This window comes from Nocardia aobensis NBRC 100429 (assembly GCF_000308375.1).
Classification (GTDB): domain Bacteria; phylum Actinomycetota; class Actinomycetes; order Mycobacteriales; family Mycobacteriaceae; genus Nocardia; species Nocardia aobensis.
In genome coordinates this window covers 85,758-108,058 of sequence record NZ_BAFQ01000006.1, presented here as the reverse complement: position 1 = coordinate 108,058, position 22,301 = coordinate 85,758, and the positions used below count along the sequence as shown (strand labels likewise).

Sequence of the window (22,301 nt, the reverse complement as noted above, 5' to 3'; positions counted from 1 at the left end):
GACTTGCTCTCCCGCAGTCGATCATGAAGCCGCTGACACCCAGCCCGGTCCACGGCTCGTGTCACCTTCGCCAATCCCCTTCGAACCAATCGCCAGCTGAGCTGTGGGTGATGCGCGACCTCCGGCCGCGTGGCCCTGGCTGTGGTCGGCCTGCATTGTGATCCCGCGCCCCTCCAGCCTCAAGGGCGCTACGCGTCAGCTTCGCTGATGGGCATTCGCCCACCCTTGACCCCGGAGCCTCTACGCGAGAAAGGCAGGCCCTATGGGGCAGGCGGGAAAGCCAGCCCACTCAAAACGCATCCCGGCCACAGACAGGGCCAAGCCGACACCCCACCACTGCAGAGTCCAGGCTGGTGAAGGCTATTGCTCAGCCTGTGATGGACACGCTATGAAGGCGCCTATTTATTGAGACCGGGCGCGGAACGAACGCCTCACCGAAGTACTGCACGGAGAGCCGCTCGGGCGTCACCAAAAGCAGCTGCTGCAGCTCATCGCGCGTGTACCCAAGATCTGACTCGAAATGCTCCAAAACATGCCTCAAAAGCCGCGGCTCTTCTTCCGCAAATTCCCCCGGCTCGGTTTTTCGACCAGACGGAAGTTTAGAAAGCTGGATATTCAAGTTGCGATATTGCGTGCTCGATATTGCACCGATAGCGTGCGCACGATAAATAAGAGCTGCAAAAGATACACGCCACTTCATCTTTAAATTTCCGAGCATCGAAAATTTGAGATTTGAAAAATCTCGGCGGATATCTTCCTGTGGCATGAGAAATGCAGAAGCGAACCTATCCGCCTCATGCTCCATGTCATCACCAGGCTGGCCCGAATGCATCGTAAGATGGCCCAACTCGTGAGCCAAAGCAAAGCGACGAGCAGAAGGCGGCAGACGTTTATTCAACACAATAACGTGGATTCCAGCGGGTCCCGGCATCGACATCGCCGACAATTTCTCATGCTCAAGATCGACTACGTACACTGGAATGCCCGCAGCCTCGATGAGAGCGATCAAATTGGGTAGAGGACCTGCAGGAATACGCCACAGAGCCCTCACCGCCTGCGCTATTTCTTCGGGCGCACGCTCATGGATAGGGAAGTTTGGGAATGGTGCAGAATCCTCGAATTCCACTGTACGAAGCAGCCGCGTAGCCTCGTTTCGGCAAATGTTCGCTATCGCATTTGCCTTCTTCAATGGCTTGGCCGGCAGAGTGAGGCGCTTCTTATGATATAGGTCGACCAGACTTTCCCCGAGTATTCCTTCGCTTTGCTCGAAAAACTCCGAGGGAACTCCACATGCCGACGCGATCTCGTCCTGCAGCACTTGTGTCGGTATCTCAAACCCATTCTCGATTTTCGATATGAAGGCTTGGGAAATGCCGACCTTATGCGCCAAAGCAGTCTGCGTGAGGCCAACCGCCTCACGAGCGAGGGTCACCATACGGTGATCAAACTTACGAGCAGGAATCACCGTCCGGTGATCAGATTTGCTCACAAAGAACCGCCGTCCTTTCCGCGCTTGACGCGTCGAATAGTCGGCAACGACGGCAGGTCTGGACCCAGGTCCGGGAAGATCGGAGAGACCGGAGCGAACTCGCCGTTGGCCAGTTCATCCAACTCAAACCACCATTCGACACGATTGTTCAGCTCACGGACCGCCAAGACCTTATCAACCTCAGACTCGGTCTCGTCCAGCGTGTACCCACACGAGATGATCGGAAGATCCACCGGCATCCCGTCGAACTGGAGACTACCGCTGCGCTGCAGGTCCCGCTGTATCCGCGTCTTGATGTTCGATGTGCGGTGTTGGCCATCCAGGAGCTTGAGGCGGAAGGCGACGTGACCGTGCAAGACATAGATCACGCTCTTGTCGAGGGGCATGATGTCGACACCTTCGAAGTTCGCGAACTCGACCTCAGCACGATCGATCATGCAGTTCCACACATAACTCGCCCGCGGCCCAGGCTTCAGCGGCCGACCGGATGTTCGGTAGTCCTGCCACGCGCCCCGCACGATCTCGATCACCGCCTGGGCCCCTTCGGACCCCATAACCTGTCTGACCTCAGCCTCGCTGCACAAACCCGTCTCGCTTTCTCCGCCCCGAACTGGTGACGGAAAAATATTATAACCTCGTGGCGACATCGAGACTGTAGCCGTGCGGTTGCGTTGGCGCCCGGTCTCGTTGTCCACTGCTCGCGCCGGCCATTCGTCCTCCATGTCGGCCCAGGCGGTGGCACCCCTCACGCAACAGCGCTTGTCCGCAGTTGGTCCGCAATGGTGCGCCATGCAGCCAACTACAACCAACGCTGCGGTATCGCAAACTCACAGCTCAGGGCGCGTTTACTGCGAGGGCCGATCGTCACCAACACTGCCAAACGTCGAGAACGACAATCTTGAAAACCGTCGTGGTTCACGCCACCGTGGGTTCAAATCCCACACCCACCGCAGGTGAGAGTCCGTCACCAGGGGACTGGTCCGGCGTCGGAGAAGAATCCGCCGGTCGGTCCGTCGTCGGGCAGGGTGGCGAGGTGGATCGCGATCGCCGCGCCCTGTTGGGGGGTTCGGACGCCGCGGAAACCGTTGAGGTCGGTGGCGGTGAAACCGGGGCAGCCGGCGTTGATCAGGATGTCGGTGTCGGCCAGTTCCTTGACGTACTGGATGGTGACCGCGTTCAGGAAGGTCTTCGAGGCCGCGTACGCGGCGGAAATCGGGCCGGTGTCGGTGCCGGGGGTGGTCTGCAGTGTGAGAGAGCCGACGCTGCTGGACATGTTCACGATCCTCGGTGCTGCCGAACGGCGCAGCATGGGCAGCATCGTGTTGGTGACGCGGATGACCCCGATCACGTTGGTTTCCACGGCTTCTCGCACGGTCGCGGCATCGACCGAGGTGGGTGTCTGTGGCATTCCGCCGGTGATCGCGGCGTTGTTGACCAGGACGTCGAGCCCTCCGGCGTGGTCGGCGATGAGATCGGCCGCGGCGGCCACGCTTGCGTCGTCGGTCACGTCGAGCGGAACGCCGAATGCGTCGATTCCGGCCGCGCGCAATTTCTCCACAGCCGTATCGCGACGTTGTGCGTCGCGCGCGCCCACACCGATGCGCCAGCCGAGGGCGCCCAGGCCCGCCGCGATCTCGTATCCGATTCCCTTGTTCGCACCGGTCACCAGCGCGATCGTCTGTTCACTCATACCGTCGATCCTGGTTCGGTCTCGGGCGATGCGTCCAACACCGACTGGGTGGCCGCTGATACCGCACGGGTATCAATGCCGGATACGATGGCGGGGTGGAGACGCGGGAGTTGCGATACTTCGTCGCCGTCGCCGAGGAGTTGCATTTCGGCCGGGCGGCGCAGCGACTCGCCATGGCGCAACCACCGCTGTCCCGGGCGATCCGACAGCTCGAACGCCGGCTCGGCGTGGTTCTGCTGCACCGCACCACTCGGTCGATCGCCCTGACCGAGGCCGGGTCGGTGCTGCTGCGGGAGGCCCGCGCCGCGCTCGACGCGGTCGAAGCCGCGGAGCGCCGTACCCGCCGCGCCGCCGCCCATCGGCCCGGCATGGTGCTGGCCACGAAGGCCGGAGCATCCAGCGAACTGCTGTCGAAACTGCTGGACGCCTACGCTGCCGAACCGGGCGCTGTCCCCGTCGAGGTGATTCTGTGCGGGCCCGGCGAACAGGAGGGGCTGCTGCGCGACGGTCGTGCCGACGTCGCCCTGCTCCACCGGCCCTTCGACACGACCGCCGGATTCGACACCGAGGATCTGCACACCGAACAGCAGGTTCTGGTCCTGCCCGCGGGCCACCCCCTCGCCTCCCGGGCCCACATATCGTCGGCCGAGGTCTCCGCCCTGACGGATCTGCCCCTGCCGCGCTGGCCACGGCAGGACGGAAGCTATCCCGACGGCCCCGGTCCGCAGGTTCGCGACCACACCCAACTGGCACAGCTGATCGCGCTCGGGCGAACCTGCGCGGTCATGCCCGAGTCGGTCCGAACCCACCTGCGCGACGGTCACGCGATCGTGCCGGTGCCGGACGCACCGGCGGTCACGACCGTCATCGCCTGGCCACCGCACAGCAAATCCAGAGCCGTCGCCGACCTCGTCCGCACCGCGACGCGTCTCTAGCGACACCGCCGTTCACGTCCATGCATCCACGACGATGGCGCCGACCGGCGGATCGGTCGGCGCCACCATCGTTTCGGTCTCGATTCGAACGGCCGGGCCCAGGTTCAGAAGCACCACACCCAATCGGCGGATCCCGGCAGCGGGATGGTGATGCAGATGGCGATCGGTTTCGCCGTGGTATCGGAAGCGCTGTCGGCGGAGGCGAGGGGCGCCGCCACGGCGCCGAGCGACAAGATGATCGCGGTGGTGGCGAGAGCTTTCGCTGATTTCCTGTGCATGGTTCGAACCTTTCGACGTCACCCTTCGAAGGAAAACCGGAAAACCCGGTCCCGGACCCAGCGCCCTAATGGTCGCGCCCGCGAACAGCCAGCAACAAGGGACCAACGTCCCCGATCGAGCCGAGTGGCGGAGCTTCGGATCAGGTTCGGCGGGGGTCGGTTTTGGCGTTGACTCGGTCGAAGGCGTCGCCGATGGCGGTGAGCTCTTCGGGGCTGAGGAGGTCGACGAAGGTGCGGCGGACTGCGGCTACGTGGCCGGGGGCGGCGGCGCGGAGGCGGCGCATACCCTCGTCGGTGAGGTGGGCGCGGACGCCGCGGCCGTCCTCTTCGCAGCTGGTGCGGCGGACCATGCCCTCGTCCTCCATGCGGCGGATCTGGTGGGTCAGGCGGCTGCGCGAGGACAACACGCCGTCGGCGAGATCGCTCATCCGCAGCGAACCGCCCGGGGCCTCGGAGAGCATCACGAGGATGCGGTATTCGGGCAGGCTCATATCGCTGTCGGCCTGGAGCTGGCGGTTGAGTTCCACCATCAGGCGCTGATGCCCGTCCATGAACGCACGCCATGCCCGCTGCTGTGCCGAGCTCAACCACGGCGGGGAGGCCGGGTGACCGCTCGGTTCGTAAGCCATGGCGCCATTCTATTGGGCCCGAATGGAAGGAATGTCGGCTGGTCAGGGACCTGCGGACAAGATCACCCGGATCGGCCGCACGGCCGCACCCGTTCCGGCGCGGCGAGCACCTAGAGTCGAGGCATGTACGCGGCGACGTTGGACGGTTTCGGTGGGCCCGAGGTGATCCGCTGGGCGGAGGTGCCGGATCTGCCGCCGCCCGGACCGGGCGAGGTGGCGATCGACGTCGTGGCGGCCGGGGTCAATCGCGCGGATCTGTTGCAGCGCCAGGGTTTCTATCCGCCGCCGCCGGGCGCCAGCGACATCCTGGGCCTCGAGGTGTCGGGTGTCGTGGCCGAGGCCGGCGCGGGCGTGCGGGATCTGCGGCCGGGCGATCGGGTGTGCGCGCTGCTGTCCGGCGGCGGCTACGCCCAGCGCGTGGTCGTCGCCGCGAGCCAGGTGCTGCCGGTGCCCGAAGGTCTGGATCTGGCTGCGGCAGCGGCACTTCCGGAGGTCGCCGCCACCGTCTGGTCGAATCTGGTGATGCGGGCCGGATTGCACGCCGGGCAGCTGCTGCTCATCCACGGAGGCGGGAGCGGAATCGGCACCCATGCCATTCAGGTCGCGGTGCATCGCGGTGCGCGCGTCGCGGTGACCGCGGGTTCGCAGTACAAATTGGATCGCTGCGCCGAATTGGGCGCGAGCATCGGAATCAATTATCGGGAACAGGATTTCGTCGAAGTCCTCGGCGAATCGGGTGGCGCCGACATCATTCTCGACAATATGGGCGCGAAATACCTGCCGCGCAATGTTTCCGCACTCGCCGAGGACGGACAACTGTGTGTGATCGGCATGCAGGGCGGGGTGACGGGCGAACTGAATCTGGCGGAGTTGCTCGGTAAGCGCGGCACCATCCACGCCACGAATCTGCGCAAGCGGCCGGCGACCGGGAAGTCGAGTAAGGCCGAGATCATCGCGGAGCTGCGGCGGCATCTGTGGCCGCTGATCGCGGAGGGCGCGGTGGTGCCGGTGGTCCATGCCGAAGTCCCGGTCACGGAGGCGGCACGCGCCCACGAACTGCTCGATTCGGCCGAGACCGTCGGCAAGGTGGTGCTGCGCATCGACGAGGCGTGAACGACGCGCGGACGGCCGTGAGCTACTTCTCCAGCGAATTCAGCGCCCGGCCCAGTTGCTCGATCTCGAATTTCGTTGTGTAGGGCGCCAATCCGAGGGTGACGGCGCCACCCTCGTCGTTGACGCCCAGGGCGTCGAGCAACCGGCTGCCCCCGTGCGCGCCGCTGACGGTGCCGATGCGGTGGTCGGCGAGTTCGGCGGAGATCTTCTCCGCCTGCATTCCCGCGATGGTGAAGCTGACCGTCGGGATGCGGGTGGAGGCGCGGCCGATCACGGTCAGATCCGGGACGGCGTCGAGCACCTCCATGAGATTCTCGAACAGCTGGTCGTGATAGTCCTGCAGCGAGGTGATCGACACCTCCAGCCGCTCCCGGCGGCTGCCGGTGGCCTGTTCGTCCAGTCCGGCGAGGTAGTCGATCGAGGTGGTCAGCCCCGCGAGCAGCGCGTACTGATGTCCGCCGACCTCGAGCCGCTCGGCGCCCTTGGCGTAGGGGTTCAGCGACATCGAGGGGATGCGGTCGAGGAATGCCGGATCGCGGAACACCAGCGCCCCGATCTGCGGACCACCCCAGGCCGGTGCGGACAGGGCTACGACGTCGGCATTGAGTTCGTCGATGTCGATCAGGGCGTAGGGCGCCGCGCCGAAGCAGTCGGCGACCAGCAGTCCACCCACCTCGTGCACCCGGTCGGCGGCGACCCGGACCGCGGGCGCGGAGCCGACGATCGGCGAGGCGGCGGTGACCGCGACCAGTCGCGCGGTCGGGCCGATCAGTTCCTCGAATTGCCAGGCCGGCATCTCGCAGGTTTCGATCTCCACCTCGGCCCAGCGCACGTGGGCGCCGTAGCGGTTGGCGATGCGCAGCCACGGGGCCACGTTGGCCTCGTCGTCGAGGCGCGAGAGCACGATGCCGGTGCCGAGGCCGAGCCGTGAACTCAGCGATTCGGCCAGCCAGGCCAGCAGCACCGCCCGATCCGGACCGAGTACGACGCCTGCCGGATCGCCACCGACGAGATCGGCGACCGCCTCCCGGGCCGCGTCGAGAATCGCGCCACTGCGGCGCGCGGCGGCATGACGATTGGTGTGCGAAAAAGCAGAGGTCCGGAAACCGGTTGATACGGCGCGCGATACCGAATCCGGGACCAGCATCCCTGCTTGGGGGTCCAGGTGGATCCAGCCGTCGCCCAGGGACGGTATCAACCCCCGAACCCTCGCGACGTCGTAAGTCATGCTCGCCACTCTAAGGGCAGCGGGCAAGTCGGCGGAACCGTGCGCCGACCCAATGCGATATCACGCGACATGGCAACCGACTTTCACAAACCGAACCACACACGAGGCGGACAGAACCGCAACAGAATACTTCCGACCGAAATCGGACCGCGTACCCCGTTCCGGCACCGGGCCCTCACCGGGCGATGCGTCGTTCACTTAGCGCTCCGCGCGGGAAGCAGACATCATGGATGCCATGACGCAATCGGACGGAGCACCGGATTCCATCGTGGTGATCGGACCCGAGGGGCGCCCGCTGGTCATTCCGGCCGGCGCCCAGGGTGAGGCGCCGTTCGCCGGACAGGTGGTCGGCGAAGGCGACACCGGCGCCGAGGGCGCGCAGACCGCCGGTGGCGAGGAATCGCTCGCCGATATGGTCGAGCAGCCGGCGAAGGTGATGCGGATCGGCACCATGATCAAGCAGCTGCTCGAGGAGGTGCGCGCGGCTCCGCTGGACGACGCCAGCCGTAACCGGCTCAAGGAGATCCACAAGACCTCGGTGCACGAGCTCGAGCAGGGACTCTCCCCGGAGTTGCGCGACGAACTCGAGCGGCTCGCCCTGCCGTTCGGCGAGGATTCCGTGCCGTCCGACGCGGAACTGCGGATCGCCCAGGCCCAGCTGGTCGGCTGGCTGGAGGGTCTGTTCCACGGTATTCAGACCGCGTTGTTCGCCCAGCAGATGGCAGCCCGCGCGCAGCTCGAGCAGATGCGCCACGCGCTGCCGCCGGGTGCGGCCATCCCGCGCGAGGGCGGGCAGGGCGGATCGGTGACCGGAGGCGGTCAGTACCTCTGAACACCGCTGATCCTCGGATAGCCTCGAGCCCCCACCGGCGGGGATCGGCTCTGCGCTACAGTCGTGCACTGTGCCAGCAGCTGCCCCTGCCGATTCGGCCACAGCCGAACGCCCGGCCGACGCCACGGTGCCCCTGATGTCGGATGCGCAAACGTTTCCGCGGGCGTTCAAAGACCTCCGCGAGGGGTTCTCTCAGCGTGAGCTGTGGCTACAGCTGGGCTGGCAGGACATCAAGCAGCGCTACCGGCGATCGGTGATCGGCCCGTTCTGGATCACCATCGCCACCGGCGTACAAGCGGCCGCGATGGGTGTCCTCTACGCGGCGATCCTGAATCAGGACCTGTGGACGTATCTGCCGTACGTGACCGTCGGCCTGATCGTCTGGAACGTGATCAACGCCAGCATCCTCGAGGGTTCGGACGTGTTCATCGCCAACGAGGGGCTGATCAAACAGCTGCCCTCGGCACTGAGCGTGCACGTGTATCGGCTGGTGTGGCGGCAGTTCCTGTTCTTCGCGCACAACATCGTGATCTATCTGGTCATGCTGGTGGCCTTCGGCGTCTGGGAACATCTGGACTGGACTGTCCTGCTGGCGATTCCGGCGATCGCGCTGGTCTTCCTGAATTCGGCGTGGGTGTCGATCGTGTTCGGCATCTTCTCCACTCGCTACCGCGACATCGCCCCGATTCTGGGCAGTATGACGCTGATGCTGTTCGTGCTGACCCCGGTCATGTGGACCACGAAGTCGCTGCACGATCAGGGCGGTGCGGTGAGCGAGCGGGCCAAGCTGGTCGAGTTGGTGCCGACCTACCACTATCTGGAGATCGTGCGCGCGCCCCTGCTCGGCGATCCGGTGCAGGTGCGGTCGTGGCTGGTCGTCGGTGTGATCACCGTGGTCGGCTGGACGGTGGCGATCCTGGCGTTGAAGCAATACCGTTCCCGCGTGCCGTACTGGGTGTAGAGGACGATATGACCGGAGTAAGTATCGAAACCCACCAGGCGTGGGTGGAGTTCCCCATCTTCGACGCCAAGTCACGGTCGCTGAAGAAGGCTTTCCTGGGCAAGGCCGGCGGATCCATCGGGCGCAATCAGTCCGATGTGGTCGTCGTCGAGGCCCTGCGCGACATCACGCTGTCGCTGAAGGAGGGTGACCGGGTCGGCCTGGTCGGCCACAACGGCGCCGGAAAGTCGACGCTGCTGCGGCTGCTCTCGGGCATCTACGAGCCCACCCGCGGCACTGCGCGGGTGCGCGGCCGGGTGGCACCGGTGTTCGACCTCGGTGTCGGCATGGATCCGGAGATCTCCGGCTACGAGAACATCATCATCCGCGGGCTGTTCCTCGGGCAGACCCGCAAGCAGATGCTGGCCAAGGTCGACGAGATCGCCGACTTCACCGAACTCGGCGAATATCTGAACATGCCGCTGCGCACCTATTCGACCGGTATGCGGGTGCGGCTGGCGATGGGCGTGGTGACCTCGATCGATCCCGAAATCCTGCTACTGGACGAGGGTATCGGCGCGGTCGACGCGGAATTCATGAAGAAGGCCCGCAACCGGCTGCGCGATCTGGTGGCGCGCTCCGGAATCCTGGTGTTCTGCAGCCATTCCAACGAATTCCTGGCCCAATTGTGCGACACCGCAATGTGGATCGACCACGGCACGCTGCGCATGCAGGGTGATATCGAGGATGTGGTGCGCGCCTACGAGGGCCCGGAGGCGGGCGATCACGTGAAGCAGATCCTGCGTGAGCTCGAACTCGAACGCAATCCCGCATGACGACGGCGGCAGAAGACAAGGACATGGGCGGTCAGGCGCGGAGGCGGGAGCGTAGCGTAACCACGCAGCGCTCCGCCCATGTCCCAGAAGACAAGGACACGACCATGAGTGATCAGGCGGCCCCGTCCGCGGACAGCGGAGTGGCCCGGATCATCGCGGTGGTCGTGACTCACAAACGCCGGGAACTGCTGAGCGAATCGCTGAAGGTGCTCGCCTCGCAGACCCGCCCGATCGACCATCTGATCGTCATCGACAACGGCAACGAGCCCGAGGTCGGCGAGATGGTGGAAGAACAGCCGATCGAATCCACCTATCTGGGTTCGGAACACAATCTCGGTGGCGCCGGCGGTTTCGCCCTCGGCATGTTGCACGCGCTGACCATGGGCGCGGACTGGGTGTGGCTGGCCGACGACGACGGCCGCCCCGAAGGTCCGGACGTGCTGGAGAAGTTGCTCGATTGCGCCGGGCGCCACGGTCTTTCGGAAGTCTCGCCGGTGGTCGCCGATATCGACGATCCCGATCGGCTGGCATTTCCGCTGCGCCGCGGCGTGGTGTGGCGGCGGCTGCGGTCCGAGCTCGGCGACGAAGACTTCCTGCCCGGCATCGCGTCGCTGTTCAACGGCGCCCTGATCTCCGCCGAGGCGCTCGAGGTGATCGGCGTGCCCGATCTGCGACTGTTCGTGCGCGGCGACGAGGTCGAGGTGCACCGGCGGCTGGTGCGTTCGGGCCTGCCGTTCGGAACCTGTTTGCAGACGGCGTATCTGCACCCGAACGGGTCGGCGGAATTCAAGCCGATTCTGGGCGGGCGGATGCACACCCAGTATCCGGACGATCCGGTCAAACGCTATTTCACCTACCGCAACCGTGGCTATTTGATGGCACAGCCCGGTATGCGCAAACTGCTCCCCCAGGAGTGGGCGCGGTTCTCCTGGTTCTTCCTCGTACAGCAAAAAGATCCGGCCGGTCTGCGAGAATGGTTGCGGCTGCGGCGTCTGGGGCGACGCGAGCAGTTCCATAAACCCGGTTAGATCAGTGCTTTTGGCATGAGGAGGTACGGCTGTGAGCAACCCCTACGGTGGGCAGCCACCCTATGGGCAACCATTCCCACCGAACGGTGGACAGCCGTATCCGCCGGCGCAGCCGTATCCCGGAGCGCCACAGCCCAACGGTCCCTACGGCGCGCCACCGCCGCACGGCGGTAGCGGAGCCGTTGCCGCGCCGGGACATCCGCAGCCGCACGCGGGCTCGCAGCCGCACGCGGGCTCGCAGCCGCACGCGGGCTCGCAGCCGCACGCGGGCTCGCAGCCGCATATCCCCCAGCCGCACAACGTCTCCCAGCCGCATCACGCGCCGGGTTGGGGCGCGCCCCAGGCTCCGCCGCAGCCCTACGGTCAGCCGTCGGCGAATCCCTATGGGGCACAGCCCTATCCGGGTCAGCAGCCGTTCAACGGCGGGCCGGCGCCTTACGGTGCGCCTGGTGCACCGCAGGGCCAATACGGCGCCTACGGCCCGGCGGTACAGTTCCAGCCGCAACCGGGGCCGCAGGGCATCGTCGTCGACGCCTCGTACTTCCCGCTGGGTTTCCTGCTCGCGCTGACCGGCCCGAAGATTCTCGTCGACGGCATGGAGGTGCCGATGGCGAAGTGGGGACAGACCCACATTCCGGTCGGTCCCGGCCAGCATCATGTGCGGGTGGCGACCAAGTGGCTGTGGGATATGGGTCCGGCCGAGACGACCGTGCCGGTCGCGGAGGGCCACAGCACCCACGTCTACTACAAGTCGCCTGCCATCGCCTTCATCAACGGCGCCATCGGGCCGGTACCGCAGGCCGCACCCGGTGCGATCGTTTCCTACATCAGCCTCGGCGTGGTCGGGGTGTTCATCCTGCTGCAGTTGCTGATCGCCTGCACGATCTGATCGAGCGGCCCGGGACGAAGTAGGCCCGGGAAAATACGTTGCGGCCCGCGCGGCGGGCTGTCATTGTTTATCCATCCGGTCGCGGAGGCGACCGAACCCGAGTATCGAGACACGAGAGGGTCGAGGAGGTGGAATACGTGAACGTCGACAGTCGGATTGTCGCGGACGGAGCCCGGTATCAGACCGAAAAGCGCTCCACCGCACGTATTTCCACTTTCCTCCCCATGCACTGAGCCCTTCGCGGGCTCGGTGCCCGACGAAGGATGTCTCCCCTCATGGTCGATTACGACCGTCTCCTTCCCTATGGCTGGACCGCCGACCTCTCCGCCGCGTACGCAGGGCTGCTCGATACCGGCTGGGTCCCGGCCCGCGTGATCCGGATGGATCGCAGTGAATGCGATGTCGCGACGCCCGACGGGCTCGCACGCGCTTCCTGTCCGCGGGCGGATACCAACATCAACGGCCTGTGTACCGGTGACTGGGTCGCCGTCGCACCGGCCGAGACGTCCGCCGGGCCGGCGTTCACGGTACGAAAGTTGTTGCCGCGCCGTACAATTCTGCAGCGGGCGACGGTATCCGGCCGCTCCGACGCACAGGTGCTGGCCACCAATGTGGACACCGTCGCGATCTGTGTCGCCGCCGACGGTGAGATCGACCTGGGTCGCATCGAACGGATGCTGGCTCTGGTCTGGGAATCCGGTGCGCAGCCGATCGTGGTGCTGACGAAATACGATCTGGCGCCGGATGTTCCACTGCCCGACGTGCGCGCCGCGGCGCCGGGTGCGGCGGTGGTGCCGGTCTCGACGACCACCGGCGCCGGGATGGATGTGCTGTGTGCGGTGGCGGCCGGCACGGTCGCACTGATCGGATCGTCCGGCGCGGGCAAGTCGACTCTGGCCAATGCGCTGCTGAGCGAGGAGGTTTTCGCGACGGACCGGGTCCGCGCCTCGGACAAGCGGGGGCGCCACACCACGGCGCATCGCGAGTTGCGGCCGATCCCCGGCGGCGGCACCCTGATCGACACCCCCGGCCTCCGGGCGATCGGGCTCTGGGCTGCCGAACAGGGTCTGGCCCGGACCTTCACCGATATCGAATCGCTCGCGGCGCAATGCCGATTCTCCGACTGCGAACACCGCACCGAGCCCGGATGCGCGATTCTCGCGGCCCTCGACACCGGCGAGCTGCCGCAGCGACGACTGGACAGCTACCGCAAACTGCAGCGCGAGAACGACCGTCTCGCCGCCCGCAGCGACGCGCGGTTGCGCGCCGAACGGGAGCGGGTCTGGCGCGAGATCAGCAAATCGCAGCGGCGGATGTACAAGGAACGTGATCCTCGTCGCCATCGTCGCTGACCGACTATGCAACTGGTTGCATAGCTCGCCGCGGTGCCCTACTGTGCGAATCGGGTAGTTCAGCACCCCGGCTCCTTCGGATCGCCGATCATGGAGCCGGGGTGATCGCACAGACGGGAGCAGGGATATGACCGAAGCTGGTAAGCCATTGGCCGGCCGCACCATGATCATGTCGGGCGGCAGCCGCGGCATCGGCCTGGAGATCGCCAAGCGGGCCGCCGCCGACGGTGCGAACATCACGCTGATCGCCAAGACCGATCAGCCGCATCCGAAACTTCCTGGCACGATCCACACCGCCGCCGAGGAGCTCGAGGCCGCGGGCGGCCGGGTGCACAAATTCGTCGGCGATGTGCGCGACGACGAGGGCGTCGCCGAAGCCGTGCGCCAGACCGTGGAGCGGTTCGGCGGAATCGATATCGTCGTCAACAACGCCTCGGCCATCGATCTGTCACCGACCGAGACGCTGTCGATGAAGAAGTACGATCTGATGCAGGACATCAACTGCCGCGGCAGTTTCCTGCTGTCGAAGACCAGCATCCCGGCGCTGAGGGAATCGGCCGAGGCCGGGCGCAACCCGCATATCCTCACCCTCTCGCCGCCGCTGAACCTCGACCCGAAATGGGCGGGCAGCTCGCTGGGCTACACCATCGCCAAGTACGGAATGTCGCTCACCACTCTGGGTTTGGCCGAGGAGCTGCGCAAGTACGGCATCGGCGTGAACTCGCTGTGGCCGCGCACCACCATCGCCACCGCCGCGGTCCGCAACCTGCTCGGCGGTGAGGACATGGTCCAGACCTCCCGCACCCCCGACATCTACGCCGACGCCGCCTACCTGGTCCTCACCTCCCCCGCCAAGGACACCACCGGCAACTTCTTCATCGATGACGAGGTGCTGAACGCGCACGGCGTCACCGATCTGGACAAGTACCGCGTGGTCCCCGGTGACGGCCCGCTGACCACGGACCTGTTCCTCTAGGCCGGTCCGCACTCCCCGCCACAGTGGTGTTGCCACTACCGACAGCCCGATCCGAGGCCGATACATTGGCACCGGGTCGGGCTGTCGACAGGAGTGCGAAGATGGTCAACGCGTGCCGTGCGAACACGGCATTATCTGTGCCACAACGGTTTCCGGCCGTGCGGGGTAGAGTCCACGGCAGCGATATCGAGGGGAGTTGATTCGCGATGGAATACCGCTGGATTTTCGGCGCGACGGTCGTGTCGGCCGTCGCCGCGAGCACACTGATCGGGGGTGCGGCCGGCGCATCCGCCGTCGAGGTCTCACCCGGTGTGTTCTGCGAGTGGGCCGGCTGCCACAACGACAACGACGACACCTACCGGGTGGACGCCGAGATCGTCTGCTCGGGCCTGGGTGGCACGGTCCGGGGTACGGCATGGGTGCCGCCGCACGGTGACGCCCGCATCAACGACGCGTGCCCGATGGAGAGCGGTCCCGGCCACTTCGAGACCCCGCCGCCCGATATAAAGCCCGACGGCACCTGGAACCAGCAGCCGCCGCGGTTCGTCCCGGACCTTCCGCAACCGACCTACCCGACCTCGTTCCGATATCTCGGCGCTGTCGTCGACAACAATCCGCCGCCACCTCCGACCGGCTCGTTCGGGCACTGATCCGCGGCGGCCCGCCCGGTGACGTACCGGGCGGGCCCGCGGATCAGATGCCGTACAGCCGTTCCCAGTTCTCGCGGCTGGTCAATTCCGGTGCCGCGGCCCGGTACTGGCGGCTCAGCTCCGGAAGTTCGCGGCGCAGCCGGCGCAGGGCCCGGACGGTGCGCAGCAGCAGGGCACGGGCTTTCTCCTTGTCCCGCTGCCGGATTCGCACGCCGGACTGGGAGGCGTCGGTCACCACGACGTGATCGAACAGGGCCAGATGCCACCAGTGCGCATCCTCGCGGGTGACGCCGACGACGCCGTGCTGGGTGCGCCCGGTCCACTGCTGGATCGCACGCTTGACCAGCACCAGCAGTGGGCGGCTCGGTTCGCCGCCGGCGCGGCGGAGCTGGATGTCGGACTGCCGGACCGGTGCGGTGGCGGCCGCGTGCTTCGTGGTCTCGCCGTAGTCACCGCGGCTGGTGCGGGCGGCCGCGAGGGCCTGAATTCCACCGTCGCGCAGGATCTTCGGGCCTTGCAGGAAATCCTCGATGCCCTGCAGTGTGGTGTGCGCGAGACCGTACTGCATACCCACCAGATATTCCGCGATCTCACGGAACAGCTTGCGGGTCACCGCCTTCGCGTCCAGATCGGTGTGCATGGAGCTGACGATGAGCGAATTGCGCATACTGAAGTAGCGCGCCCAGTCGTCGAAGTCCTTCCAGTAGAAGTCCGCGTGCCAGACCGCCGCATTCGGCAGCGTCACGGTCACGAATCCCGCCTCGCGGGCGCGGACACCGTATTCGACGTCGTCCCACTGGAAGAAGATCGGCAGCGGCAGTCCGATCCGCGCCACCACCTCGGCCGGGATCAGGCAGGTCCACCAGGCGTTGTAGCCGGCGTCGACGCGGCGCTCCTGATTGCGCTTGAGCATGCTGGTGTTGCGCAACGCCTTGGGCACCTTCTGACCGTGCCGCAGCTCGTTCAGGTGCACCTCCTCGGCGCCGACGTTGAGATAGTCGGGGTTCAGCAGGAACAGCATCTGCGCGCCGACCAGGGTCGGTTCCACCGTGAGATTGGCAAAGGCGTTGAGCCGCAACACCGTTTCGGGCTCGCAGAGAATGTCGTCGTCCATCAGGATGACATCGGCGTGCTCGTTCGCCGCCGACACCTCGTACAACCCGCGGGTGAAGCCGCCCGCCCCGCCGAGATTCGGTTGCCGGATGTAGCGCAGCTTGTCACCGAAACGCGGCTGCGTCTGCTGGAACAGCTCCCGGTCCGATACCAGGTCGGTGCCCTGGTCGACCACGTACACCGCGTCGATGGCCGCCAGCACCTCCGGATCCGAGGCGAGGGCGGCGACGGTGTGCGCGCAGTCCTCGGCCCGATTGAAGGTGCAGATCGCGATCGCGACCGGGCGGACGCGATCCGGCGCGGGCGCGGTCCAGGTGAGCTCACCGATCGCGAGTTCGCCTCCGACAGCATCGAATTCGACCCACAGCGCCCCGCCGTCCACATACTGATCCAGCGGCGCCCGCAGAGTCACCGTCCCGTCGGAATGCACATCCGCGGAGTCGATGATGCGCCGGTGCCCGGCGATATCGGAGGCGGCCAGCCGGATCCGGGCCCGGTCACCGACCGCGACCCGCATCGAGACCTCGACCTCGGTCACCGTCGTCCAGCGCTGCCAGTAACTGGCCGCGAATCGGCCGAAATAGGTGTTGGTGTGGGCGTGCGCGCCCTTTTCCAGCCGCAACGACTGCCGTTCGCGGTGCGATTTGCCCTTGACCACCGCATAGAGTTCGTCGCTGATCTTCGGCGCCGGGCCGGTGAAGATGCCCCGGGCCAGAACCAGGCGGTCGGGGGCGCGGTGCTCGGTCCGCAGGGCGCCGGGTGCGGGCTCGGCGATCCGCGGGTCGTTCTCGGTGGCGGTCACGGCCTGGCCAGCCGACTGATCCATGGTGGAATCCCTCGTAAACAGTGTCCGATGGCGCCGAATGCGGCGCGGGCGCGGTCAAGTGCGGGCTCGGTGCGAGCGATACCCATTATGTCCGTCTCATGTCGCGGCGTCCGACCGACCCGAGCGCGACTCGGCGAAGACGAAAGTGTCGTAGGCCCAGTAGCGGAAAACCACCGCCACGATCTGGCCGATCAGGGTGCCGGAGATGTTGTCCGCCAGCGGCGAGGACAGGTGCAGGACATATCGGGAGAATGCCAGACACCCCAGCTGCAATCCGATGGCAACCACGTTGAAAACGGCATAGAGCAGATATTCGCGGGCGGGACTGCCGCCCTGCTTGTGCGCGAAAGTCCACCATTTGTTGCCGAAATACGTGACCACCGTGGCCACCAGAATCGAGATGATCTTCGCGACCAGCGGCGCGTGATTCAGAACTCCGTCGCCGCCCCAGAAGACCAGCAGATTGTAGGTTCCGGCGTCGACGAGAAATCCGATCGCGCCGACCACCAGAAAAGCCGATCCCTGCCGCAGGGCGGTGACGACCTTGTGTCGCAAGGTATCGCCGGTTCGATCGACCGGTTCGGTCGCCGTCTCACTGCTGGCCACCCGGCGACGGTACCGCACCCCGGTTCCCCACCGCGTGATGCCGGTGGGAGCGCGGCTCGCCGCGGGTGCGATCGGGCGGCTCACAGCGGACGCAAAGGGCGCGAGGTCGTGACGGGTGCACCGCCCCGCACCGGACACAGTGAGGGTTAGCGGGCGCGACTCCGGCCCCGGCCTGTACCCTCCCGGTGTTCCGTATTTCATCGGCCGATCAAATGAGGGATTGACGGGGTGAACCCCACCGAGCTTCGCATCGCCGCAGTCGTGCCCTGCCACAACGAGGAGGCTGCGGTCGCCAAGGTCGTCACGGACCTCAAGGCTGCCGTGCCGGGCATCGACGTCTACGTCTACGACAACCGCAGCACGGACGCCACCGCCGAACGTGCCCGGGAGGCGGGCGCGATCGTGCGCACCGAGACCGTCAAGGGCAAGGGCAACGTCGTCCGGCGCGCATTCGCCGATATCGAGGCCGACGTCTACCTGATGATCGACGGCGACGACACCTACGACGCCTTCGCCGCCCCGAAGATGATCGAGGCGCTGCTGTCGGGCCCCTACGACCATGTCCTCGGCGTGCGCAAGGAGGACGAAGGCTCGCAGGCGTACCGCGCGGGCCACGAAGCCGGTAACCGCGTCCTCAACGGCGTGGTCGGCAAGGTATTCGGCGAGAACGTCGAAGATATGCTCTCCGGGTACCGGGTGTTCTCCCGCCGCTTCGTGAAGAGTTTCCCCGCGGTGTCGCGCGAATTCGAGATCGAAACCGAATTGACCGTGCATTCGCTGCATCTGCGCGTGCCGCAGACCTCGGTGCGGGTGGGATTCCGCGACCGGCCGGAGGGCAGTGAATCCAAACTGCGCACCTACCACGACGGATTCAAGATTCTGGGCCTGATCTTCGGTCTGGCGCGGCACGAACGACCGGTCGCGTTCTACGGACTGTTCGGCACGCTGGCCTGGTTGATCTCGATCATTCTGATCGTGCCGATAGTGATCCAGTTCTACGAAATCCACCAGGTGCCGCGCTTCCCGACATTGTTCCTCGGCTTCACCCTGCTGCTGCTGGGCAGCCTGGCGTGGACCGCCGGTCTGATCCTCGACGGCATCCGCCGATCCCGGCACGAAGCCGCCCGCCTGATGTACCTGCGGTATTCGGCCGTCGGCGTCGAAACGCCCGAGCAGGTCCGGCAGGCACACTGATGACGACCCAGGCCGACAAGGAGGCCGCCGATAGGCGGGCCTCCGACCGCGAGGCCGTGACCAGGGAAGCCGACACCGAGCAACCGAACCGCGACGAGTCGAACCGCGAGAGCGGCGACGCGGGTGTCGGCGCCGAGCAGCGGCAGCCCTCGGGCCTGCTCCGGCGCACCCGATCCGGTATCGCGCACCACCTGGGCCCGGCCGCGGCGGTCTTCGTCCTGGTGGCCGGCGTCTTCGGCATCGTGTTCGCGACCATCACCCCGCCGTTCTGGGGTCACGACGAGATCACCCAGTTCGGCCGCGCGTACCAGGTGGCGCACGGCGGATTCACCCCCGAGCGGATCACCGACGACCGCGGCGTCTCCTATGGCGGGCAGATCCCGTTGAGTGTCGACGGTCTGATGGGTTACGCCTTCACCGACTACAACCGTCATCCGACCGAGCCGGCCCCGCTCGCCGCCGACGAGACCGCCTACGACCGGCTGGGCTCGGCGCCGGTGACCACCACCGCGACCAAGCAGATGTGGTTCACCAATACCGCCGCCTACTCGCCGGTGCCGTATGTGCCCGCGGCCGTGAGTATTCGGCTGGCCCAGGCGATCGGCCTCGACGTCGGCGATACGGTGCTGCTCACCCGGCTCGCCGGACTGCTCGCCTATCTGGTGATCGTGGCGTTCGCGCTGCGGGCGCTGCGGACGTTCCGCATCCAGTGGCTGGTGTTCACGATCGCGGTGCTGCCCATCGCGCTGTTCCAGGCGGGCACGGTCACCGCCGACACCGTCACCAACGCCCTGGCCGTCCTGGTGTCGTGCCTGGTCGTGAAGGGCGTCTTCCTCGACACCCGGCTGACGAAGCCGGAGGTGGTGGCCGCACTGGCGGCGACGCTGGCGTTGCCGCTGAGCAAGCCGACCTACGTCATCCTCGCCATGCTGGTGGTGCTGATTCCGGCCCGGCAGTACGGCTTCGGGAGGGTGCTGCGCTGGCTGCCGTGGTGCTTCGCGGCGCTGGGCGCGATCCTGTTCGCGGTGTGGATGAAGATCGCCGCGCCGACGGGCGACGGCATGGGCCTGATGCGTAAGCCGTCGGAATGGCGTTCGGTGCGCCCCGGCGACCAACTGCACGGAATTCTTTCCGATCCGGTGCATTTCGCCAATACTTTCGGCGACAGCATCTGGTATCGGGACGAGAAATGGTTCATCCAATTCTTCGGCGAGCTGGGATTCGCCTATGTGGACGTTCCCGCGCTGTCGATCCTCGCCTGCCTGCTGGCGCTGGCGGTGAGCGCCGGTATCGCGGATCGGCTGACCGGTAACCGGTGGCGCACCTGGATCGTCGCGCTCACCGTGCTGGCCAGTGTCGCGATGATCTACGTGACGCTCTACATGTCGTTCACCCCGGTGGGCTACTGGATGATCGACGGCGTGCAGGGGCGCTATTTCGTACCGCTCGCGATTGCCGGGTTCGCGGTGCTGCTGCGGTGGATGCCGTTGCGGCTCAGCGATTCCCGCGGCGTGACGCCGGTACGCGGGCCCGCGATCACGGTCGTGGTCGCGACCGTGGTGGCACTGGCCGCGGCCGCGATCAAATACAACGTCCTGATCTGGGGTTAGAGCACCTTTTCGCCGGCCGCCGCGTAGGCGCGTTCGGTGTGTTCCTTCTGCGGGCGCCACCACGCCTCGTTGTCGCGGTACCAGGCGACCGTCGCGGCCAGTCCGGCGCGGAAATCGCCGTACCGCGGACGCCAGCCGAGTTCGGCGCGCAGCAGGGTGGCGTCGATGGCGTAGCGCTGATCGTGCCCGGGCCGATCGGTGACGTGATCGAAATCGCCGGGATCGCGGCCGAATTCGGCGAGCAGCAACTCCACCACCGTCCGGTTGTCCAGTTCACCGTCGGCGCCGATGAGATACGTCTGGCCGATGCGCCCGCGGTCGAGAATGTCCCACACCGCGCGGTTGTGATCGGCGACGTGAATCCAGTCCCGGATCTGATGTCCGGCGCCGTAGAGGCGCGGGCGCACCCCGTCGATCAGATTGGTGATCTGGCGCGGGATGAATTTCTCCACATGCTGATACGGGCCGTAATTGTTACTGCAGTTGGAGATCGTCGCCCGCACCCCGAACGACCGGACCCAGGCACGGACCAGCAGATCGCTGGATGCCTTGGTGGCCGAATACGGGCTGGACGGTTGATAAGGGGTGTTCTCGGTGAATGCCGGATCGTCGGCCTCGAGGTCGCCGTAGACCTCGTCGGTCGAGATGTGGTGGTAGCGCACATCGTATTTGCGGACGGCCTCGAGCAGCGTGAAGGTGCCGACGATATTGGTCTGCACGAACGCCCGGGGCCGGGCCAGCGAATTGTCGTTATGGGATTCGGCCGCGAAATGCACCACGGCGTCGGTTCCGGAGACCAAGCGGTCCACCAGGCCGGAATCGGCGATATCGCCGTGTACGAACTCGATCCGATCGGCGATCGGCGCCAGCGAGTCGCGATTTCCGGCATAGGTCAGTGCGTCGAGCACCGTGACGCGGACGTCGGGTCGATCCGCCACGGTCTGATGGACGAAGTTCGCGCCGATGAATCCGGCTCCGCCGGTTACGAGCAATCGCACCGTGCCACCCTAACGTGGGCGCGAATACGGACTTTGAATCACCTGCGAGTCACACCAGCCCTACAGCGTAGTGTGACCTTCATCACACTACGCTCTTGATGTCCTATTTGTTCGAATTGTTGGTGGTGTCCGAAAACCGCACGCATACTGCATGTTTCCACAACCTGACAATCGGCAAGAACCCGATGGTGAACAGAATTTGAATGAACGGACACAACAGGTTCACCGCTCGTTAGCTGACGTCGATTTCTATTTCTCATGTCCCAGAACCACTCTGTATCGAGGTTCCGCAGAAAATGATGATGAGGAAATTCGTCGCGACCGCCGCCATGCTGGTCGCCGCCGTCGGCGTCGCAGCCGGCACTGCCACGGCCGACCCCGCCGCCCCCGCGGCGCCCGAAAGCGTCTACTACAAGGCCGAAGTCGTCGACAACGACAAAGCCGTCATCAAGACCGACGGTGGCTCGATCGTCAACGAAGACGGCATGCTGAAGATCAAGGCCGCCAACGGCACCGTGCTCGCCGGCACCCCGCTGAACTTCCGAGTCGACGACTTCGAGTTCCCGATCGCCGCCGACATCTCCGGCAACACCGCCACCCTGACCCCTCAGTTCGACGAGCAGCACGCGGTCTACAAGCCGGTCGCGCTGCCGTTCGAGGAGTCGGCTCCGTGGAAGACCCCCTACGACCGTGAGGTCGCGGCCTTCACTCGCCTGAAGGACACCATCTCCACCGGCGCCACCATCGGCACCCTGGTCGGTGGTATCGGCGGCGCGGCCATCGGCTGCATCGCGGGCGCTGCCCTCGGTGTCGTCGCCACCGGTGCGCTGGCCACCCTGTTCGGCCTCGGCCCGCTCGGCGGCTGCATCGCCGGTGCCGCCGCTGTCGGCTTCCTGGGTGTACTCGCCGGCCAGATCTTCGTGACCGCTCCGGTCGCGATCGGCGCCGCGATCCAGTACTGGGCCACCACGACCGCGCCGTTCAACCCGCCGGCGCCGGCCAAGTAATTCCGCAGGCTGCCCGTACCCCTGAGCGGGCGGATCCCTCGGATCAGAGACAGTGCCCCGCCCACCGTTCGGTGGGCGGGGC

22 protein-coding genes are annotated in these 22,301 nt (G+C 66.1%); 13 read left to right on the top strand and 9 right to left on the bottom strand.

All coding sequences use genetic code 11. The features are described from left to right. Positions 1-367 precede the first annotated feature (367 nt). From RJ03_RS35720 to RJ03_RS00825, 3 genes are all read right to left on the bottom strand, one after another. Entirely contained in the window at positions 368-1,489 is a 1,122-nt protein-coding gene (locus RJ03_RS35720) for a helix-turn-helix domain-containing protein (protein ID WP_157163312.1), read from the bottom strand. After that, entirely contained in the window at positions 1,486-2,019 is a 534-nt protein-coding gene (locus RJ03_RS00830) for a hypothetical protein (RefSeq protein WP_157163311.1), read from the bottom strand. The genes RJ03_RS35720 and RJ03_RS00830 overlap by 4 nt, the downstream gene beginning before the upstream one ends. 434 nt (positions 2,020-2,453) lie before the next feature. Then, on the bottom strand, positions 2,454-3,179 hold the full coding sequence (locus tag RJ03_RS00825; protein WP_036497061.1) for an SDR family NAD(P)-dependent oxidoreductase: 726 nt from the start codon (positions 3,177-3,179) through the stop codon (positions 2,454-2,456). Positions 3,180-3,274: 95 nt separating this feature from the next. On the opposite strand from RJ03_RS00825, the gene RJ03_RS00820 reads away from it, so the two are divergent. Next, positions 3,275-4,114 carry a LysR family transcriptional regulator gene (locus RJ03_RS00820; RefSeq protein ID WP_036497060.1) on the top strand — a complete coding sequence of 280 codons (840 nt, stop codon included), beginning with the start codon at positions 3,275-3,277 and terminating at the stop codon, positions 4,112-4,114. 104 nt (positions 4,115-4,218) lie between these two features. Here RJ03_RS00820 and RJ03_RS37710 read toward each other — a convergent pair whose 3' ends face one another. Both RJ03_RS37710 and RJ03_RS00815 read right to left on the bottom strand, forming a co-directional pair. After that, the gene (locus tag RJ03_RS37710) at positions 4,219-4,392 is read right to left on the bottom strand and encodes a hypothetical protein (protein WP_167331944.1); all 174 of its coding nucleotides are present in this window, start codon (positions 4,390-4,392) and stop codon (positions 4,219-4,221) included. A 140-nt stretch (positions 4,393-4,532) separates the two neighbouring features. After that, positions 4,533-5,021: a MarR family winged helix-turn-helix transcriptional regulator gene (locus tag RJ03_RS00815; protein WP_036497059.1), complete on the bottom strand. Its 489-nt coding sequence runs from the start codon at positions 5,019-5,021 to the stop codon at positions 4,533-4,535. A gap of 123 nt (positions 5,022-5,144) precedes the next feature. Here RJ03_RS00815 and RJ03_RS00810 point away from each other — a divergent pair, with 123 nt between their 5' ends. Further along, positions 5,145-6,134 carry an NAD(P)H-quinone oxidoreductase gene (locus tag RJ03_RS00810; RefSeq protein WP_036497058.1) on the top strand — a complete coding sequence of 330 codons (990 nt, stop codon included), beginning with the start codon at positions 5,145-5,147 and terminating at the stop codon, positions 6,132-6,134. 22 nt (positions 6,135-6,156) lie between these two features. Here RJ03_RS00810 and RJ03_RS00805 read toward each other — a convergent pair whose 3' ends face one another. Next, entirely contained in the window at positions 6,157-7,362 is a 1,206-nt protein-coding gene (locus RJ03_RS00805; RefSeq protein ID WP_036497057.1) for a cysteine desulfurase-like protein, read from the bottom strand. A gap of 235 nt (positions 7,363-7,597) precedes the next feature. Between RJ03_RS00805 and RJ03_RS00800 the strand changes: the two genes are divergently transcribed. From RJ03_RS00800 to RJ03_RS00765, 8 genes are all read left to right on the top strand, one after another. Then, complete coding sequence (locus tag RJ03_RS00800) at positions 7,598-8,194, top strand: bacterial proteasome activator family protein (RefSeq protein WP_086007166.1); 597 nt, start codon at positions 7,598-7,600, stop codon at positions 8,192-8,194. A gap of 136 nt (positions 8,195-8,330) precedes the next feature. Then, positions 8,331-9,155: a galactan export ABC transporter permease subunit Wzm/RfbD gene (gene wzm / locus RJ03_RS00795; RefSeq protein WP_051024100.1), complete on the top strand. Its 825-nt coding sequence runs from the start codon at positions 8,331-8,333 to the stop codon at positions 9,153-9,155. Positions 9,156-9,163: 8 nt separating this feature from the next. Beyond that, complete coding sequence (wzt, locus tag RJ03_RS00790) at positions 9,164-9,970, top strand: galactan export ABC transporter ATP-binding subunit Wzt/RfbE (RefSeq protein ID WP_036497055.1); 807 nt, start codon at positions 9,164-9,166, stop codon at positions 9,968-9,970. Positions 9,971-10,074: 104 nt separating this feature from the next. Further along, entirely contained in the window at positions 10,075-10,998 is a 924-nt protein-coding gene (glfT1, locus tag RJ03_RS00785; RefSeq protein ID WP_051024093.1) for a galactofuranosyltransferase GlfT1, read from the top strand. A gap of 31 nt (positions 10,999-11,029) precedes the next feature. After that, entirely contained in the window at positions 11,030-11,887 is an 858-nt protein-coding gene (locus tag RJ03_RS38230; RefSeq protein WP_245552144.1) for a hypothetical protein, read from the top strand. Between the two features lie 275 nt (positions 11,888-12,162). After that, positions 12,163-13,239, top strand: a complete 1,077-nt coding sequence (rsgA, locus tag RJ03_RS00775; RefSeq protein ID WP_051024092.1) for a ribosome small subunit-dependent GTPase A — start codon at positions 12,163-12,165, stop codon at positions 13,237-13,239. Positions 13,240-13,366: 127 nt separating this feature from the next. After that, positions 13,367-14,215: an SDR family oxidoreductase gene (locus RJ03_RS00770; RefSeq protein WP_036497052.1), complete on the top strand. Its 849-nt coding sequence runs from the start codon at positions 13,367-13,369 to the stop codon at positions 14,213-14,215. 206 nt (positions 14,216-14,421) lie between these two features. After that, positions 14,422-14,865: a hypothetical protein gene (locus tag RJ03_RS00765; protein ID WP_036497050.1), complete on the top strand. Its 444-nt coding sequence runs from the start codon at positions 14,422-14,424 to the stop codon at positions 14,863-14,865. Positions 14,866-14,908: 43 nt separating this feature from the next. On the opposite strand, the gene RJ03_RS00760 is transcribed toward RJ03_RS00765, so the two are convergent. Then, positions 14,909-16,804 (bottom strand): glycosyltransferase, encoded by a 1,896-nt coding sequence (locus tag RJ03_RS00760; protein WP_083870511.1) that lies wholly within the window; start codon positions 16,802-16,804, stop codon positions 14,909-14,911. A gap of 96 nt (positions 16,805-16,900) precedes the next feature. Beyond that, on the bottom strand, positions 16,901-17,410 hold the full coding sequence (locus RJ03_RS00755; protein ID WP_051024098.1) for a GtrA family protein: 510 nt from the start codon (positions 17,408-17,410) through the stop codon (positions 16,901-16,903). A gap of 228 nt (positions 17,411-17,638) precedes the next feature. Here RJ03_RS00755 and RJ03_RS00750 point away from each other — a divergent pair, with 228 nt between their 5' ends. Together RJ03_RS00750 and RJ03_RS00745 are read left to right on the top strand one after the other, a co-directional pair. After that, complete coding sequence (locus RJ03_RS00750; protein ID WP_036497048.1) at positions 17,639-18,604, top strand: glycosyltransferase; 966 nt, start codon at positions 17,639-17,641, stop codon at positions 18,602-18,604. Then, positions 18,604-20,214: a DUF2142 domain-containing protein gene (locus RJ03_RS00745; RefSeq protein ID WP_083870510.1), complete on the top strand. Its 1,611-nt coding sequence runs from the start codon at positions 18,604-18,606 to the stop codon at positions 20,212-20,214. Before RJ03_RS00750 ends, RJ03_RS00745 begins: the two co-directional genes overlap by 1 nt. Here the strand turns inward: RJ03_RS00745 and rfbB are convergent. After that, positions 20,211-21,212, bottom strand: coding sequence for a dTDP-glucose 4,6-dehydratase (rfbB, locus tag RJ03_RS00740; protein WP_036497047.1), 1,002 nt, complete (start codon positions 21,210-21,212; stop codon positions 20,211-20,213). The genes RJ03_RS00745 and rfbB overlap by 4 nt on opposite strands. A 296-nt stretch (positions 21,213-21,508) precedes the next feature. Here rfbB and RJ03_RS00735 point away from each other — a divergent pair, with 296 nt between their 5' ends. Beyond that, positions 21,509-22,219 carry a DUF8020 domain-containing protein gene (locus RJ03_RS00735; RefSeq protein ID WP_036497045.1) on the top strand — a complete coding sequence of 237 codons (711 nt, stop codon included), beginning with the start codon at positions 21,509-21,511 and terminating at the stop codon, positions 22,217-22,219. The last annotated feature ends 82 nt before the right edge of the window (positions 22,220-22,301 follow it).

Bases quoted from the DNA above. Each gene is read 5' to 3' on its own strand.
- RJ03_RS00805 (WP_036497057.1), bottom strand. From the start codon at position 7,362: ATGACTTACGACGTCGCGAGGGTTCGGGGGTTGATACCGTCCCTGGGC.
- RJ03_RS00735 (WP_036497045.1), top strand. From the start codon at position 21,509: ATGATGATGAGGAAATTCGTCGCGACCGCCGCCATGCTGGTCGCCGCC.
- RJ03_RS37710 (WP_167331944.1), bottom strand. From the start codon at position 4,392: ATGCACAGGAAATCAGCGAAAGCTCTCGCCACCACCGCGATCATCTTG.
- RJ03_RS00760 (WP_083870511.1), bottom strand. From the start codon at position 16,804: ATGGATCAGTCGGCTGGCCAGGCCGTGACCGCCACCGAGAACGACCCG.
- RJ03_RS00770 (WP_036497052.1), top strand. From the start codon at position 13,367: ATGACCGAAGCTGGTAAGCCATTGGCCGGCCGCACCATGATCATGTCG.
- rsgA (WP_051024092.1), top strand. From the start codon at position 12,163: ATGGTCGATTACGACCGTCTCCTTCCCTATGGCTGGACCGCCGACCTC.
- wzt (WP_036497055.1), top strand. From the start codon at position 9,164: ATGACCGGAGTAAGTATCGAAACCCACCAGGCGTGGGTGGAGTTCCCC.
- glfT1 (WP_051024093.1), top strand. From the start codon at position 10,075: ATGAGTGATCAGGCGGCCCCGTCCGCGGACAGCGGAGTGGCCCGGATC.
- RJ03_RS00825 (WP_036497061.1), bottom strand. From the start codon at position 3,179: ATGAGTGAACAGACGATCGCGCTGGTGACCGGTGCGAACAAGGGAATC.
- RJ03_RS00810 (WP_036497058.1), top strand. From the start codon at position 5,145: ATGTACGCGGCGACGTTGGACGGTTTCGGTGGGCCCGAGGTGATCCGC.
- RJ03_RS00815 (WP_036497059.1), bottom strand. From the start codon at position 5,021: ATGGCTTACGAACCGAGCGGTCACCCGGCCTCCCCGCCGTGGTTGAGC.
- RJ03_RS00765 (WP_036497050.1), top strand. From the start codon at position 14,422: ATGGAATACCGCTGGATTTTCGGCGCGACGGTCGTGTCGGCCGTCGCC.
- RJ03_RS00800 (WP_086007166.1), top strand. From the start codon at position 7,598: ATGACGCAATCGGACGGAGCACCGGATTCCATCGTGGTGATCGGACCC.
- wzm (WP_051024100.1), top strand. From the start codon at position 8,331: ATGTCGGATGCGCAAACGTTTCCGCGGGCGTTCAAAGACCTCCGCGAG.
- RJ03_RS00745 (WP_083870510.1), top strand. From the start codon at position 18,604: ATGACGACCCAGGCCGACAAGGAGGCCGCCGATAGGCGGGCCTCCGAC.